Annotated in this window: 11 protein-coding genes, 1 tRNA gene and 1 pseudogene; 9 read left to right on the forward strand and 4 right to left on the reverse strand. The window is 65.9% G+C overall.

Translation table 11 applies throughout. The features are described 5' to 3' along the window. The gene (locus FA94_RS39040) at positions 1-168 is read left to right on the forward strand and encodes a hypothetical protein (RefSeq protein WP_176059727.1); all 168 of its coding nucleotides are present in this window, start codon (positions 1-3) and stop codon (positions 166-168) included. A 227-nt stretch (positions 169-395) separates the two neighbouring features. Further along, the gene (locus tag FA94_RS03195) at positions 396-851 is read left to right on the forward strand and encodes a CesT family type III secretion system chaperone (RefSeq protein WP_035546652.1); all 456 of its coding nucleotides are present in this window, start codon (positions 396-398) and stop codon (positions 849-851) included. 90 nt (positions 852-941) lie between these two features. Here FA94_RS03195 and FA94_RS03200 read toward each other — a convergent pair whose 3' ends face one another. Next, a complete protein-coding gene (locus FA94_RS03200; RefSeq protein WP_035546654.1) occupies positions 942-1,421 on the reverse strand; it encodes a hypothetical protein in 480 nt (159 codons plus the stop codon). A gap of 428 nt (positions 1,422-1,849) precedes the next feature. On the opposite strand from FA94_RS03200, the gene FA94_RS03205 reads away from it, so the two are divergent. The 4 genes from FA94_RS03205 (at position 1,850) to FA94_RS03220 (ending at position 9,874) form a co-directional block, all read left to right on the forward strand. After that, positions 1,850-2,473 carry a GNAT family N-acetyltransferase gene (locus tag FA94_RS03205; RefSeq protein ID WP_035546656.1) on the forward strand — a complete coding sequence of 208 codons (624 nt, stop codon included), beginning with the start codon at positions 1,850-1,852 and terminating at the stop codon, positions 2,471-2,473. A 184-nt stretch (positions 2,474-2,657) separates the two neighbouring features. Beyond that, positions 2,658-5,861, forward strand: a complete 3,204-nt coding sequence (locus FA94_RS03210) for an ATP-binding protein (RefSeq protein WP_051980338.1) — start codon at positions 2,658-2,660, stop codon at positions 5,859-5,861. A 184-nt stretch (positions 5,862-6,045) separates the two neighbouring features. Continuing rightward, a complete protein-coding gene (locus tag FA94_RS03215) occupies positions 6,046-9,435 on the forward strand; it encodes a hypothetical protein (protein ID WP_051980340.1) in 3,390 nt (1,129 codons plus the stop codon). 100 nt (positions 9,436-9,535) lie between these two features. Beyond that, positions 9,536-9,874, forward strand: coding sequence for a YggL 50S ribosome-binding family protein (locus tag FA94_RS03220; RefSeq protein WP_035546658.1), 339 nt, complete (start codon positions 9,536-9,538; stop codon positions 9,872-9,874). A 492-nt stretch (positions 9,875-10,366) separates the two neighbouring features. Here FA94_RS03220 and FA94_RS03230 read toward each other — a convergent pair whose 3' ends face one another. From FA94_RS03230 to FA94_RS03240, 3 genes and pseudogenes are all read right to left on the reverse strand, one after another. After that, a complete protein-coding gene (locus FA94_RS03230) occupies positions 10,367-10,645 on the reverse strand; it encodes a hypothetical protein (protein WP_035546661.1) in 279 nt (92 codons plus the stop codon). Continuing rightward, positions 10,642-11,122: pseudogene (locus FA94_RS03235) on the reverse strand (DUF2778 domain-containing protein). The gene FA94_RS03230 and the pseudogene FA94_RS03235 overlap by 4 nt, the downstream one beginning before the upstream one ends. A gap of 275 nt (positions 11,123-11,397) precedes the next feature. Next, positions 11,398-11,482, reverse strand: a tRNA-Leu gene (locus tag FA94_RS03240). 197 nt (positions 11,483-11,679) lie between these two features. Between FA94_RS03240 and FA94_RS03245 the strand changes: the two genes are divergently transcribed. The 3 genes from FA94_RS03245 to FA94_RS03255 all read left to right on the forward strand — a co-directional run bounded on the left by FA94_RS03245 (position 11,680) and on the right by FA94_RS03255 (position 14,774). Continuing rightward, positions 11,680-12,753 (forward strand): LacI family DNA-binding transcriptional regulator, encoded by a 1,074-nt coding sequence (locus tag FA94_RS03245; RefSeq protein WP_035546664.1) that lies wholly within the window; start codon positions 11,680-11,682, stop codon positions 12,751-12,753. A gap of 216 nt (positions 12,754-12,969) precedes the next feature. Then, the gene (locus tag FA94_RS03250) at positions 12,970-13,953 is read left to right on the forward strand and encodes an ABC transporter substrate-binding protein (RefSeq protein WP_051980460.1); all 984 of its coding nucleotides are present in this window, start codon (positions 12,970-12,972) and stop codon (positions 13,951-13,953) included. Next, the gene (locus FA94_RS03255; protein WP_035546666.1) at positions 13,950-14,774 is read left to right on the forward strand and encodes an ABC transporter permease; all 825 of its coding nucleotides are present in this window, start codon (positions 13,950-13,952) and stop codon (positions 14,772-14,774) included. The genes FA94_RS03250 and FA94_RS03255 overlap by 4 nt, the downstream gene beginning before the upstream one ends. Positions 14,775-14,810 lie beyond the last annotated feature (36 nt).

Here is a 14,810-nt window from a genome sequence, read left to right on the forward strand (position 1 = left end):
ATGTCCGTAGGAAGCGCAGGCGGAATGATGGCTGGTCTCACGCAGGAAATGGACCAGATGACGATGCAGTCCGCCCAACTGCAAGTTGAGCAGAGCATGTATTCATCGGTGGCGAACATTGCGAAGAGCGGTGCGAGCAACGTCAAGGATGCGTCGCGCGGCAGTTAAGCGTCGCTGACGCGGGCCGCTCGCCGACGGCGGCGGTTCGCATGCGGCCGGTCCCGTTTCTGTTTTTGCTTACGACGGGCGCCGGCTGTGTCTTTTGCGCGTTTGTGTCTTTTGCGCGTTTGTGTTTTTTCGCCTTTGCGTTTTTTCGCTTTTTTGCCGGCGCCGCGACGCGGTTTGCCGGGGCATCCGGTTGAGCCGCGCGCGCAACCGCCAAGCAGGATACGAGGATGAGCAGCGAGCGTTACACCAGCCTGATCACGGATCTGTGCGCGGTCGTCGGTCTCGGCGACGCGGACCATGTGCTGCGCTCACGCTCGATCGAAGTTGAAGGCTTCGACGTGCGGCTCGATTATTTCGAGCGCGACCTCGACGCGATGTACGCAAACTTCCATTTCGGCACGGTCACCGCCGGGCGCACGCTCGTCGTATTCCGGCTGATGCTTGAAGCTAACCTGCTGATCTATGCGCAGGACCAGGCGCAACTGGGACTCGACACGGACACCGGCGGCGTCGTGCTGGTGCTACGGCTACCGTTCTCCGACGACCTCGACGGCAACGCGCTCGCCGATCTGCTCGCGCACTACGCGGAACACGGCCGCTACTGGCGGCAAAACATCGTGGAATCGAGCGACGAGATGTTCGAGGGAATCGCGTCGGGGGAGTTTTTCTGGCTGCGGGCTTAGTGTTCTGAGTGCGGGCCTGGCGTTCTTGCTGCAGCCCGGCTGTTCCGGCTGCGGGCCTGGCGGCACGCGCAGCGGACCCTGACGCGCACGTCAGCCCTTCGACGCCTCTTCGATATTGCGTGCGCCCTGCTTCATCAACTCCGCGATCTGGTTGACCGCCGCCTGCTCCAGTTGCATCACGCCACCGAGCACGTTCAAACCCGCCTCTGCCATCCCCGTGACGCCGTTCGCCGTATTAGCCGCGCCTTGCGAAAACGCGCCCAGACGGCCGGCGCGCCCTTGCATCCCGGCCGCGAGTTTCTGCGGCATAGCGGCCGCGGCGGAGGTGGCAGCCGTCGCCGCCGAAGACACCTTGGCCGCGAACGACGCGCGCGTGCCCTTGCCCGCCGCCGCCGCCGTTGCGCTACCGCCGTTGCCGGTCAGCGCGTTCAGCTTGGCATCCGCTTGCGGACCGGCGTGCGGCGCACCGCCGGCCGCCTGTCCACTGTCTGCCGCGGGCGATGGCGAAGTATGGGATTCGGTGAGCGGCAGCGCGCCACTGGAACGTCCGATCGAGGGGGAATTCGGCATGGTGCGGGCTCCTGGTGTAAATGTGCGCCGCACGAGCGAAGCACAGGACAACGGCATCGAAGAACGGGCGTCCTGATCGACCTTACAACCCGCATGCGAAACCTGCCGGCGCGATGCGAACCCGTGTGCGCGGATGCGAAGCGCAACGCGGCATCAGCCATCGACCATCGACCCTCGCCGAGCCGACGCGGCACGCGGCGTTGGCGCTCGGTTAGCGCTCGGTTAGCGCTCGGTTAGCGCTCGGTCGGCGCTCGGTTAGCGCTCGGTCGGCGCTCAGTTGGCGCTCAGTTGGCGCGCTCCTGGCAATCCCAGCGCCTCCACCACCAACCCGTGTTCGCACGTCTTTACACCGGTTCGCGGCCGGTCGTGCGAGGGTCATACGGCAACGGCACACTGCGGGGACTCGTCGCTCAATCGGAGTCCGACTCATGCGCCTCACCCCACTCGACAGTATCGACACCCCGCTTCTGCGGCTGCGCCCATTGACCCTCGCGGACGCCCCCGCCCTGTTCGACCAGATGCTCGGCGACGCCGACACGATGCGCGACCTCCCCGTGTTACGCCAGAGCGGCGTGAGCCAGACGGAGGGTTTCATCGCCGAGGCGCTGCGCGGCTGGGACGACGGCAGCCTGATTCGCTACACACTCGAATGCAAGGAGACCGGCCGGCTGACCGCGCTGATCGAATTGAAACCGACGCTGCCGCGCGTGGAAATCGGCGTGATCATCAGCCGTCATGGCGGCGCGCGGCGACGCCGGGCCGGCGTGCTGGCGCTGCAGGAATTGATCGACTGGCTGATCGAACAGCCCGGCGTGTACCGCGTATTCGCGTGCTGCGCCGTGGACGGCGCGGCGCACAGTTCGATGGAGCGACTCGGCTTCGCCAGGGAAGCGCGGCTGACCAATCACGAACCTCGCCCGAATCGCGGCCTTGTCGCGGCCGACAGTTATCTGTTCGCGCTGACGCGGCCGGCGCCCGTGCCGCCGGAACCCGCTAGCGAAGGCGTCGCGTGGCTCCGCAACACCATGCAATGGAGTCTCGAGGATGCCTGACACGGTTGGACCGGTCGAACGATCGCCGCGAATTCGAAGAAGTGTTCGCAATACAGGCAATTGTTCACTTCTCAGGCGATAATACAAAGGTCTGACGAATGGCCGCATCGCGGTAATTCGTTACGCATGCCTTGCGAGTACCCCTCGCCGGTGGACCGAAACACTACTACGCCGGAGACCCATCATGTCGCTACCGCGGCTCACTGGTCAGGTCATCGCTTTTTCGCGATTCTGGCTCGCACGCGACGTGGGCCTGCTGATATCCGACGGCGCCGTCATCGAACTCGGCGCCCGTCCGTTCGCCATGCTGGCGGCCCTGCTTGAGGCCCGCGGCCGCGTGGTGTCAACCGTTGAGTTGCGCGAACTCGTCTGGCCGGGCAGCACGATCGACGCGAACACCGTGCAGGCGCAAATTTCCGCGATTCGCCGCGCTCTCGACGACGCCCGCGATCTGATCGTCACCGTGGCCGGTCGCGGTTATCGCTTCGCGGGTGAAATCCGCGTGCTCGACACGCCCGACGCCGGACTCGATCTCGCGGCGGCGAATGCAGGCAGCATTGCGGCGTCCCTCGCGAATTCGTTTGCGGCGAGCGAAGCGGCCGGCCCTTCGGCCACGGCAACGCTCGCGTCGAGCTCGGCTTCCACGTATGGCGCGACGTTCGGTGCGGCTGGGTCGGGCTTCTCGTCCGGCTTCTCCTATGGTGCTCAATTCGGCGCGCGATTCGGTGCGCGATTCGGTGCACCGCTCGGCACACCACTCGGCGCGCGCTCCGCATCGGCCCCCGCCGCCGCGTGGGACGCGCCTCTGGCGTCGCGCCTCGCCACCGCGTCCGCCACGCCGTCCACGCCAGCTTTCCCCGCGCTGATGCCAACCAGCGCGAGCGCTTCGCTTCGTTCGCAGAGCATCGATCCGTCGCCGTTCATCGGCCGTCATGCCGAACTGTCGGAATTGCTCGCGCTGGTGCCCACGCGCCGCATCGTGACGCTGACGGGCGCCTCCGGCGTCGGTAAAACGCGTCTGGCCATCGAAGCCGCGAGCCACCTCGGGCCGCAATTTCCCGACGGCGATTTCTGTGCGGCACTCGCTTCGCTCGCACAACCCGACCGCGTGGCCAACGCGATCGGTGCGGCCCTCGGCCTGGAGCCCGCCGGCGACCTGACCACCTCGGCCAATCTGGCCGCGCAGATCGGCGAGCGCCGCCTGCTGCTGATCGTGGATCACTGCGATCATCTGAGCGAAGCGGCGGCGGCCCTGATCGATACGCTGGTCGCCAACACCACGGGCTTGCATGTGATTGCAACCTGCGAGTCGCCGCTTTTCATCGGCGGCGAAGCGACGGTGCCGGTGGCCGCGTTGCGCGTGCCGCCCGAACAGACCGACGAGACGCCCGCCACGCTCGCCACTCTCGACTACGACGCGCTGCGGCTCCTCTTCACCCGGCTCGCGCACTGTCTGAAAGCGGCGGCATCGCACGCGCCGCTGGCCGACGTCAGCCAGCTCGCGCCGACCACCTTCGCGGCCGCCGCGCTGATTTGCCGGCGCGTCGACGGCGTGCCGTTCGCGCTCGAACTGGCGGCGGCGACCATCGCCGGCCAGGTGCGCAGCGGCATGCCGCCGGAAGATGCCATCGTGGCGTTCGCGCGCGAACTCGACACCGTCATGACCCATCGCAGCGGTGGCCGACGCATCGTGCTGCCGCGCGCGGCGATCGTCCACGTCATGCTCGATCTGTCGTACGCCGCGCTCGAAGCGCCGACTCGCACGATGCTGCGCCGGCTCGGCATTTTCGCCACGGCGTTTTCGCACGACGCCGCCTACGAAATGCTCAGCGCGTTCGGCAGCGATTACGGTCTCGAACCGCCCGAAGGACACCAGCTGGAACACCAGCTTCATACGTTGATGGACGCGGGGCTGGTCAATGCGGTCGATTGCGACGGCACGTTGCGGCTGCGCCTGCCGCCCGCCGTGCGCCGTTTCGCGCTCGACGCGCTGGAGCGCAATCGCGAAAGCGCCGAGGCCGGCCTGCATCATGCGCAGTTCGTCGCTCGCGACATGGCGCGCCGGTTCGGCGCGGGCGTCGCGATGGCCACCGCGCACAGCCGCTACGATATCGACGCGCTGCGCGCCGCGCTGGAGTGGGCCGTCTCCGTCGACAAGGTCGAGTTGTGCACCGAGTTGCTCGACAACACCGCGCCGATCTGGGCCGCGCTCGCGCTCGTCGACGAATACATCGGCTGGGTGCGTGCGGTGCTGGCGCGGGTGGACAGCGTGTCGATGCGGCGCATCCGCGACGAGATGCGGCTGCGCGCCGTGCTCGCGCGGGCGCTGACGCTCAAACGCAGCGCGTCGGCGGAGATCGTCGAGAGCTGGCAGCGCACCTACGACCTCGCCAACATCTGCGCCGATACGCCGTACCGGCTGCGCGCGCTGTTCTGCCTCGTGATGTGCGCGCTCGACGTCGGCGAGATCAAGCATTGCCGGTGGCTGTCCGGCCAGTTCAGCGAGATTGCGCCCATCGCGCACAGTCCGGTGGTGAGCATCAACGCGCGGCGCATCGAGGGCATCGTCACGGCGTATGGCGGCGACTTCGACACCGCGCTCCGCCTGCTCGCGCCGGTGGTCGGACTCAATGACGACGCCGACGGCGTCGATGAAGAGATGAGCCGCGAGGCCAATGCCGTCGCCACCAGTTATGGGCTGTCGCTGCATCTGGTGGCCCGGGCAATTCATGCCGTCACGCTGTGGCTGGTCGGCGAACCGCAGACGGCCGCCCCGCTGCGCGTCACGATCCGCGACCCCGCCGACGAGAGCGAGCCGCTCGCGTGTTGCATCGCGCTCAGCCTCGCCTGCGCGCTCGCCGCGCTCGACGACGACATCGCGCTGACCGAGTCCTGCGCCGCGGCACTCGTGACGCGGGCGCGCGCGGCGGGCGTCAAACGCTGGCTGCGCGTCGGACTCGATTTCCAGCTCTGGCTCGACGCCCGGCGCGGCGATGAAGAAGCGGCGCTGCGGCTGATCGGCGGCGCGGCGAAACGCATTGCGCGCGAACGCGTGCAGGTGCCCGACATCGCGTTCATCGCCACGCTGTTGCCGCGTATCGCGCTGCATGGCGCGCCCGAGTTCGCGGCGACGCTCGGCGCGACGTTGCGCGACGCCGTGACCCGCAGCGAGCGAACCGGCGAGCTTTGGTATGTGCCCGAGCTGTTGCGTCTGGAGGCCATGGTGCGTCTGCGTAGCGGCGACGATCCGGGCACCGTGCGGCCGCTGCTCGAACGCGCGCTGCAACGCGCGCGGCAGCACGGCGCGCAGCGGCTCGCGCTGCGTATCAGCGTCGATCTCGAAGCGCTGGAAGCCTCGGCTGGTGTGGGGCTGCTTCGCGTGCGGTGACGTTGCTTCGCTCGCTGCCTGGGGTGTCATCTGCGCTCTAGACCAGCGTTGGTCTCGAAGCGCTTGAGGCTTTGGCCGGCGTGAGGTGCTTCGCGTGCGGTGACGTCGCTTCGCCCTCTGCCTGGGGGTGTCATACGTGCTGCATACCGTGGGTTCAACTGCCGCTCGTTGAACGCCACTCGCCATGTCCGACATTCATGCCGTACCGCCGCGCGTGCCCCGCACGCCCGAAACCGAAGCAGCCGAAGCGACCGCAGCGCCGGTTCATCGGCCCGGCGAAGCGCCTGTCGCGACGCCCGCCGGCGCGCCGCAAGCGCGGCCACTGGTCGACGATACGCTGCTGGGCCGGCTCGGCAATACGCTATCGCGAACCGGTGCGCGGTTACGGGCAAGCAAGTTCGATGTCAGCACCGCCCTGTCGCAAGCGAGCCGGCACGGCAAGCCGTTCGCGCCGGCGGACTTCACGGCTAACGGCGAGCGGTATCCGGCTAAACCGGTGGCGGGGTCGAGCGCGGCGGCAACACCGTTGGCTAAGAGCGAACGGCAGAGCCGTCAGGCGCTTGGGAAGACGGCGCGTGCTTCGGGTGGCTCGGGTGGCTCGGGTGGTTCGGGTGCTTCGGCGGCGGCTTCTTCGGGTGCTTTGGCTTCTTCGTCTTCGGCTGCTTCGGCTTCATCCATCGCGGCGGCCGCGCACGGCGCTACGCCTGCCGCCGCACACGAGCAACCCGCATCGACGATCCCGCTCGACGCCATGGCCAGCGAAGCCGCGTTGCGCGAGTACGTCGGCCATCAGCTCCCCGCGCCTGCGAACGATCTGCTCGCGCAGGCCACGCTGTCGCATCGCCTGAGCGCATTAGGCGGCCCCGACGCCGCGTTGCCGGCGAGTCGCGGCGCGCTCGTCGCCCAAGCCTTGCACGGCGCGACGATCGGCGACTCGCGCAGCGCCAACGACGTGCTCGACGCGCTCGACCACCTCGACTTCGCGCAGATGCACACCGCCCGCTCGAGCACACCGGCCGAAGCCGGCGCATGGCAGGTCGCGCGCACGCTGGCGCGCACCGATGCCGGTTTCGAAGCGCTCAACCAGTTGCGTCATGGCGGCCAGCCGCCGCCCGGCACCGCGTCGACCCAGCTCGCGCAACGCATGATGCTGCAAGCCGCCGACGCGCTCGATCCGCCACTCCACGGCGCGGGGCCCGCGCAGGATCCGGCGCCCGCGGCGGTCGCCGCACGCGCCGCGCCGGCAGCGGGCACGCCCGTCAGCGATGCCCCGCTCGCCTGGCAAGCCTACGACGCGGCCGCGACACTGACCACGCAAGGGCGCGGCGCGTTGAACGCCGATCAGAAAGGCGCGTTCTTCGCATGGCGTCAGAACTTCCGCGAGGACGGACGCGGCAGCGATTTGTCGCAGGCACGCGAGCGTCTGAACAAGTTCTCGGCGAAGACGATCGACCGCGTCGGCGAAAACCGCTGGAAGAGTTTCTTCCCTCGCCTCGTCGGCAAACGCAGTTCGCCGCTGTCGGCGCTGCGCTTCGGCACGCAAGGCGTGCCGCGCAAGACCGTCGGTGCCGAACAGGCCAAACTCGAAGACGGCATGCGCCAGGCGTTGGCGCCGTTGTGCGAGCGCCCGGAAATGCGCGCCGCGGCGGCGTTGTCGCACGCGCGTCCGGAGCAGTCGATCGCCGAACTCGCCGCGCTGCATGTCTGGCTAGAAGCTGGCGGCTTTCCGAACGGCCGGCTCGACGCCGGCCAGTTGCATCAGGTCACCGAACGCGCGCAGCAGTTGTGCGCGGAACTGCAGCCGCGCGATGTCGGTTCGCCAGCCACGCTCGACCGCCTGCGCGCCGAGACCACGCGTTGGGCCAACACCGACCCGCACACGCTCGCGCGCAGCAAGCCGTTCAAATCGATCGCGAAACAGCCGTTCAATCTGGAACGGCTCGCGTCATGGGGCAAGGTCGCCAAGGTCCCCGCCGATTCGCCGTTCTGGACCCAGGTGTCGTCGCTGAAGGATCGGGCGCGGCCGCCTACCCCGACCGCCGATGCGGAGAGCGCCGGCGCGGTCCGGCAAACGCTCAAGGACGTCGCGCACGATCTGCAATCGAGTTCGCGGCTGCGTCTGACCGACGGCAACCGCATCGGCGTCAGCACGCGCGGGTTGTCGGCGAATCTCAGCAAAGTCTTGCATGCGGGCGCCGTGCCGATTGCGCCGCGCCTCGATCTGCGCGCGTCGAAAACGCGTGAAGCCGTGGTCGAATTGAGTCGCGGCACGCATGGCGTCGAGATGTTCGTCGGCACCGCCAAAACGCAGGTGCGGCATGCGGGCGTCGGCTTGCTGGTCGGCTATGACGTCGACGTCGGCCTGACCCAGATGCGCGCGGGACTGACCACCCAGGCCGTGCTGCATTCGCAGGAGTTGTCCGAGCCGAGCGGCGTGTCGCTGCGCGTGGCACGGCGCGTCAATCAGAACGGCACCGGCTATGACGACGGCGCGATGCGCGAGAAACTCGAAGGCGTTATCGATCACGTTTTCGACGAGACGACCCAGACGCACGGGGCGAATTCGGGCGGCGCGCGCGGCACCTGGAACCGACTCGCCGAGCACTATTTCGACGATCCCGACGTGTCCGTCAGTTGGACCGATACGGTGGCGCGCACGGTCAAGCGCGGGGCCTCCGCCGACGTGGGCGTGTCGGTGAGCGTGCCCAAGGTCGGCTCGCCGTTTCGCGCGGGCGCCGCGCTCGGCATCGGCTATGAAAAGACCGCGAAACAGACACTCGATTCGAACGAACAAAGCGGCCGCGTGCAAGTCGAGCAGCATCGGGTGGGCGCCGGCTCGCGGCTGATCGGACGCTTGAGCGGGACGCTCAGTGCGACGCAATCGGTTGGCGCGCACGATTCGAGCGTGGGCGTGGGCCTCGTTTCGCTCGATGCGCCGTCAGCTAGCATGACCTTCGCCGACGACAGCCATCTCGCCAAGGTGCAGCTCGTGCGCGAGAACGGCGCGCTGATGCATCGCGCGTGTCTGTTCGACACCGAGTATTCCAGCGCCGAGACCTACACGCGCGCGGTCGATGCGAGTCGTGATCAGTGGGTCGATCTTTTTGCAGAGCAGGCGCTGGCGGAGCAGGATGCCGAGCGTCAGGACGCGCGGTTGAACGGTCGGCCAGCGCCGCAGCAACCGCCGGCGCGTGCGGTTGCAGAGGAACGGCTTGATCGGCATCTCGGTGATGTGAAGGCGAATCGGCGGCCGAATCAGACTTACTTCCATCGGTATCGGCTCAAGCGGGGTGTGGCCAAACAACTCGATTTGCTGGCGGCGATGTCGAAGCAGTTGCCGCCGGCGGAGACGGCGGCGGGACATCAGCAGATCGATGCGAAGGTAGATGGGATTCTGAACGATCCCGCTTCGTGGATGCCGATTGAGTTGAAGGTTAAAGAACGGACGACGAGCACGCGGAGTCCGGGGTTTAACTTCGCATTGCAGTTGAATACGCAGACGAGTGCGACGGGGGATCGGGAGTTGTTTGCGGAGAGTATTCCGTTTGCGTTGGTGGATCGGTTGGATGGGTAGCTGGGACGGTGCGATCCACGCTAATGCCGCCGCGCTTGCTGACGGGGACCCGTGGCGGCAGAATACAGCGTAAATTGAAACCACCGACTCGGGAGGGCAGATGGCAGGAAGACGTAATCACCGCCAACGCAAAAAATTGCGAATTGGCGAATATCAGGAACTGGGCTTCGAAGTGTCAGCGCAGTTCACGCATCCGCTTGAAACCGATCAGCGTGACGCGCTTCTTGATGCATTTCTGGCGGAGTGCATCGAGGCCAACGGCATGCTATTCGGCGGAGGCATGAACGACAGCCTGGGTGGCTTCATCGTGGATAATTCCGCTCGAGGATCGGCCACCGACGACCAGCGTGAACATGTACGCCACTGGCTAGAAGGAAGAGAGGAATTTGCCAGCGTTGAGGTGGCACCGCTTAGGGACGCCTGGTACGGGTACGATTGATAGGACTCATGGCGCGTGGTTTTCCACACGCGTCTTTATGGTCTTTCGGACCGACGCCTGGGTGACGGATCGTTTGACCATGGGTAAGCGAATAATGCCGTGGCGCCAAGCGCCGACGCGCCGTCTCACTTGCGCATGTATCGCGCTCCGATCGCACCGCCCCAATACATTTTCCCGTCCTTCTCCATCGACCACGGGTTCGAATGCTCGCGGTGACTACGCGCGACGTAGCCCTCGGCCTCGGACTTAAGCCGTGCGCGCTCTTCACAACGATGGCGCCGATGCCACTGAGCCTTGCCGGCTGATTCGCTCTCTGCGGTGGTTATGCCCATGATGGGATTCTTTCTCCTGCTGCGACTCATTTTGCACCTCAGTTTTGATAGCTGAACGTGCAAAAGCCCGCACGCGGCGGGCTAAATGAGATTCGAGAGTGCTTCTGCCGGTCGCCATTGTCCGGGACTTGGAGCCTGGCACACTCAGGCAGGCTCGGGATCAGTGAGAAGCCTGCCGCGCTCTGAGGTGTCGAATCAGAGTTGACGCCACCCAGACGACAATCGCCGCGATGATAAAGCTCGCGGTAAGCAATACGCCCAACAACACGTTTTCCTCACCCTCGGTGCCGGCTGTTCGGAACAGCTGGAACAACGGCGCCAATGCCGTCCACGCCGCATCGCTACCGACCCAGCGCGCCAGAGGGCCAACCTGCGAAAGACCGATGAATACGAGCGGGGTAAGCAAGGCAGCGAGAGCCATGCGCAAGATGCTTTTCATCGCACTTCCACCGTTCCGTAGTACGGGATATCCGTACCGGGGATCATCGTAGCCGGTTGAGATAGCAGGTAGCCTCGCAGGCGATCAAACTGCGCCTGCGATGTGAGCGTGATGCATCCATCGCTGACATTCCAGCGGCCGGTAGGATGCAACCGGAAATTGCCGCGCCTCACGCCGTTGACGAACGTCCAATCGTCAATCTTGCCGTCGGCGCTGTACAGCGCGAACCAGGTGGCGCGCTCACTCTTAGACCAGATATCGAGCGAAGTCACGCAGCCGTCCAAGCCGGCCGCCGGGTTCGCGCGTGATGATGTAGTAGCGTCCCTTCGGAATTGGTCCTGCTCCGACAACTGCGGTATCAGAGGGATTGTCGATGTGTTGACTATTGCCTGAAAACGCAGCCACTCCTCCGAAACCAGAGCAGACTAGAGCGGACACTTTCTGATTGTTAAGCGTGAAATAGCAGGATGCAGGCATTACCAAGCCCTCAATTGCGATAGACGACGGTAATGTATGACGAAATAGATCGCGCAGGCAACGCAGGAAGTTGAACAGCAGTGAAGTTATGCGGACTGGCTGCGAACAGCCCAGCGCTGTCCCACCGACTGTCCTCACATAACAGAATCGTCCCAAAAGCTGCCCACCCTGACGGGTGTCAATAGGAAACGTTGAGCAACGATGGGAGTTAAACCTGGTTAAACCCTGAACGCAGAGGGTTTCTTGCCAACTACGGGAAAAGCTGGGAGAACCCATGGTACCGGGGACCGGACTTGAACCGGCAAGCCGTGAGGCGGCGGATTTTAAGTCCGCTATGTTTACCAATTTCATCACCCCGGCAGGGTGTTGAATCTTACGTGGACGCGAATTCTACCATTGCCTGGCGAGCGCACCAAACCGGCGCAATCCGGAGGTCCACCCGCCCATCCCCGCCCCCGCCGCGCTGAATTTCGAAGTCATCCGCAAGTCACAAAGCTTCCCGATAATCCGCTCACGAAAACGTTTACAACCCGACGTTTACAACCGAGCGGAACCCCATGACCCCGACGATCAAAGATGTCGCCGCGCACGCTGGCTTCTCCATCGCCACGGTCTCGCGCGCGATCAACGCGCCGCACACCGTGAACCCCGTCACGCTCGACAAAGTGCGTCAATCGATCGACGCCCTCAACTTTCGCCCCAGCCCGCTGGGCCGGCAACTGCGCGGCGAGCGCACGCGTCTGATCGGCGTGATTCTGCCGACGCTCGCCAACCCCGTGTTCGCCGAATGCCTGCAAGGCATCGACGAACTCGCGTCGGCGCAGGGCTACCGGCTCATGCTGATGACCACCCAGTACGACGCCGACCGCGAACGTCACGCGATCGAAACGCTGCGCGAACATCGCGTGGAAGGCCTGATCCTGACGGTGTCCGACGCCGACACGCACCCGCTGCTGGACGAACTCGACCGCGACGGCCTGCTTTACGTGCTGATGCATAACGACACGGTGCGTCGCCCGTCGGTGTCGGTCGACAACCGTCTCGCCGCCTACGACGGCGTACGCATGCTGATCGCGCACGGCCATCGCCGCATCCTGATGCTGGCCGGTTCGCTGGCCGCGTCCGATCGTGCCCGTCAGCGGCATCTGGGTTACTCGCAAGCCATGCAGCAGGCCGGCCTCACCCCGGCGCCCGCGCTCGAAGTCGATTTCAACGCCGACGAGCTGTCGCCGTCGGTGCTCGCGCATCTGACCAGCGGGCCGAATCGCCCGAGCGCGCTGTTCTGCAGCAACGACCTGCTCGCGATGGTGGTCATGCGCGGCCTGCGCCGCGCGCGTCTGCAAATTCCGCACGACATGTCGATTCTCGGTTTCGACGGCCTCGCCGTGGGCGATCTGCTGTCGCCGCCGCTCGCCAGCATCTGCGCGCCGAATCGCGAAATCGGCTGCGCGGCGTGGCAGCGTTTGCTGGCGCGCGTCGGCGGTACGTACGAAGCGTTGAACGAAACCTCGCTGACGCTGACCTTGCCGCACAGCTTGCGCCAGGGCGCGACCATCGCGGCGATATCGAATCGCGATGCCACGTCGCCGCCGCATGCATCGGCGGCGACCACGGAAAAACCGTTCGCCTGACCCGTCCTTCGACTCACGCACCTCGACCCCGAACCACCCGCTCTCGTCCTCTCCAGGAGACCCGCAGTGATCCGCTCGCCCGCCCGCTTCGCTTCACCGCTTAAGTCGCTTAAGTCGCTTAAGTCACCCCAGTCACTCCAGTCACGCCCGTCGCTCAAGCCGCTCTGGTCCCGCCTCGCGCGCGCCAGCGCCGCCGCGCTCGCCGCCGGCGCGGTCATCAGCACCGCCCTGGGCGCGCTCGCCCCGCAAGCAGCCTACGCCGACGAAACCGCGATCTGCTACAACTGCCCGCCCGAATGGGCCGACTGGGCCAGCCAGATCAAGGCGATCCAGCAAAAGACCGGCATCCGCGTGCCGTTCGACAACAAGAACTCCGGCCAGTCGATCGCGCAACTGATGGCCGAGCAGAAGAGCCCGGTCGCCGACGTGGTGTACCTGGGCGTGTCGTCGGCATTCCAGGCGAAGGACAAAGGCGTGATCCAGCCGTACAAGCCGGCGCACTGGGACGACATTCCCGCCAACGAGAAAGACCCGCAAGGCTACTGGTTCGCGATCCACTCGGGCACGCTGGGCTTCTTCGTCAATAAGGACGCGCTCGAAGGCAAGCCGGTGCCGCGTTCGTGGGCCGACCTGCTCAAGCCTGAATACAAAGGCATGATCGGCTACCTCGATCCGTCGAGCGCGTTCGTCGGCTATGCGGGTGCGGTGGCGGTGAACCAGGCGCTCGGCGGCACGCTCGACAACTTCGAACCGGGCCTCGACTGGTTCCGCAAGCTGAAGGCCAACGCGCCGATCGTGCCGAAGCAAACCGCCTACGCGCGCGTAATGTCCGGTGAAATTCCGATCCTGCTCGACTACGACTTCGACGCCTACCGCGCCAAGTACAAGGATCACGCGAACGTCGAATTCGTGATTCCGAAGGAAGGCACGATCTCGGTGCCGTACGTGATGAGTCTGGTGAAGGGCGCGCCGCACGAAGCGAACGGCAAGAAGGTGCTTGATTTCGTGCTCTCCGACGAAGGCCAGAAGCTGTGGGCCGAGGCTTATCTGCGTCCGGTCCGCGCCAGCGCGATGAGCCCGGAAATGGCCGCCAAATTCCTGCCGGCCGCCGACTACGCACGCGCCAAGCCGGTGGATTTCGGCAAGATGGCGGAGAAGCAATCGAGCTTCGGCGAGCGTTATCTCCAGGTGATGCATTGAACGACATTACGTTCCCACTGCGCTGGCGCATTGCGTTGATCGCGCCGGCGCTGGCGGTGTTCATCGCGTTCTGGCTGTTGCCGATGGGTGCGCTTGCACAACTGAGCGGCGACGGCCACGCCTTCGCCACCTATCGCGCGATGCTGACCAATCCGCGCTACATGTCGAGCCTCGGCGCGACCGTGCTGCTCTCGGCGGCGGTCACGGCGGCGACGCTCGTGCTGTCCGTGATCGCCGGCTTGCTGCTGGCGCGCCGCGAGTTTCCGCTCAAGCGCACGCTGCTCGCGCTGCTCACCTTTCCGCTGGCGTTTCCCGGCGTGGTGGTCGGCTTCATGGTGATCATGCTGGCGGGACGCCAGGGGCTGATCGGCGCGCTCTCGCTCAAACTCACCGGCGACCGCTGGGTGTTCGCGTATTCGATGAGCGGCCTGTTTCTCGGCTACCTGTACTTCTCGATTCCGCGCGTGATCGTCACGGTCATGGCGTCGGCCACCAAGCTCGACGCGTCGCTCGAAGAAGCCGCGCGTTCGCTCGGCGCGTCGCCGTGGCGGATTACGCGCGACATCGTGCTGCCCGCGTTGTCGCCGGGTCTGATCGCGGCGGGCGCGGTGTGTTTCGCGACCTCGATGGGCGCGTTCGGCACGGCCTTCACGCTCGCCACCGACATCGACGTGCTGCCCATGACCATCTACACCGAGTTCACACTGAACGCGAACATGGTGACGGCGGCCGGCCTCTCGATCGTGCTCGGCATCGTCACGTGGGCGGTGCTGGCTTTCGCGCGCAGCGTGAGCGGTTCGGCCGTGGCGGCAAGCGCATGAGCGGCATCGTCAAACCCGGGGCAACCCGACAACCGG

The organism is Burkholderia sp. 9120, from assembly GCF_000745015.1.
Lineage (GTDB): Bacteria > Pseudomonadota > Gammaproteobacteria > Burkholderiales > Burkholderiaceae > Paraburkholderia.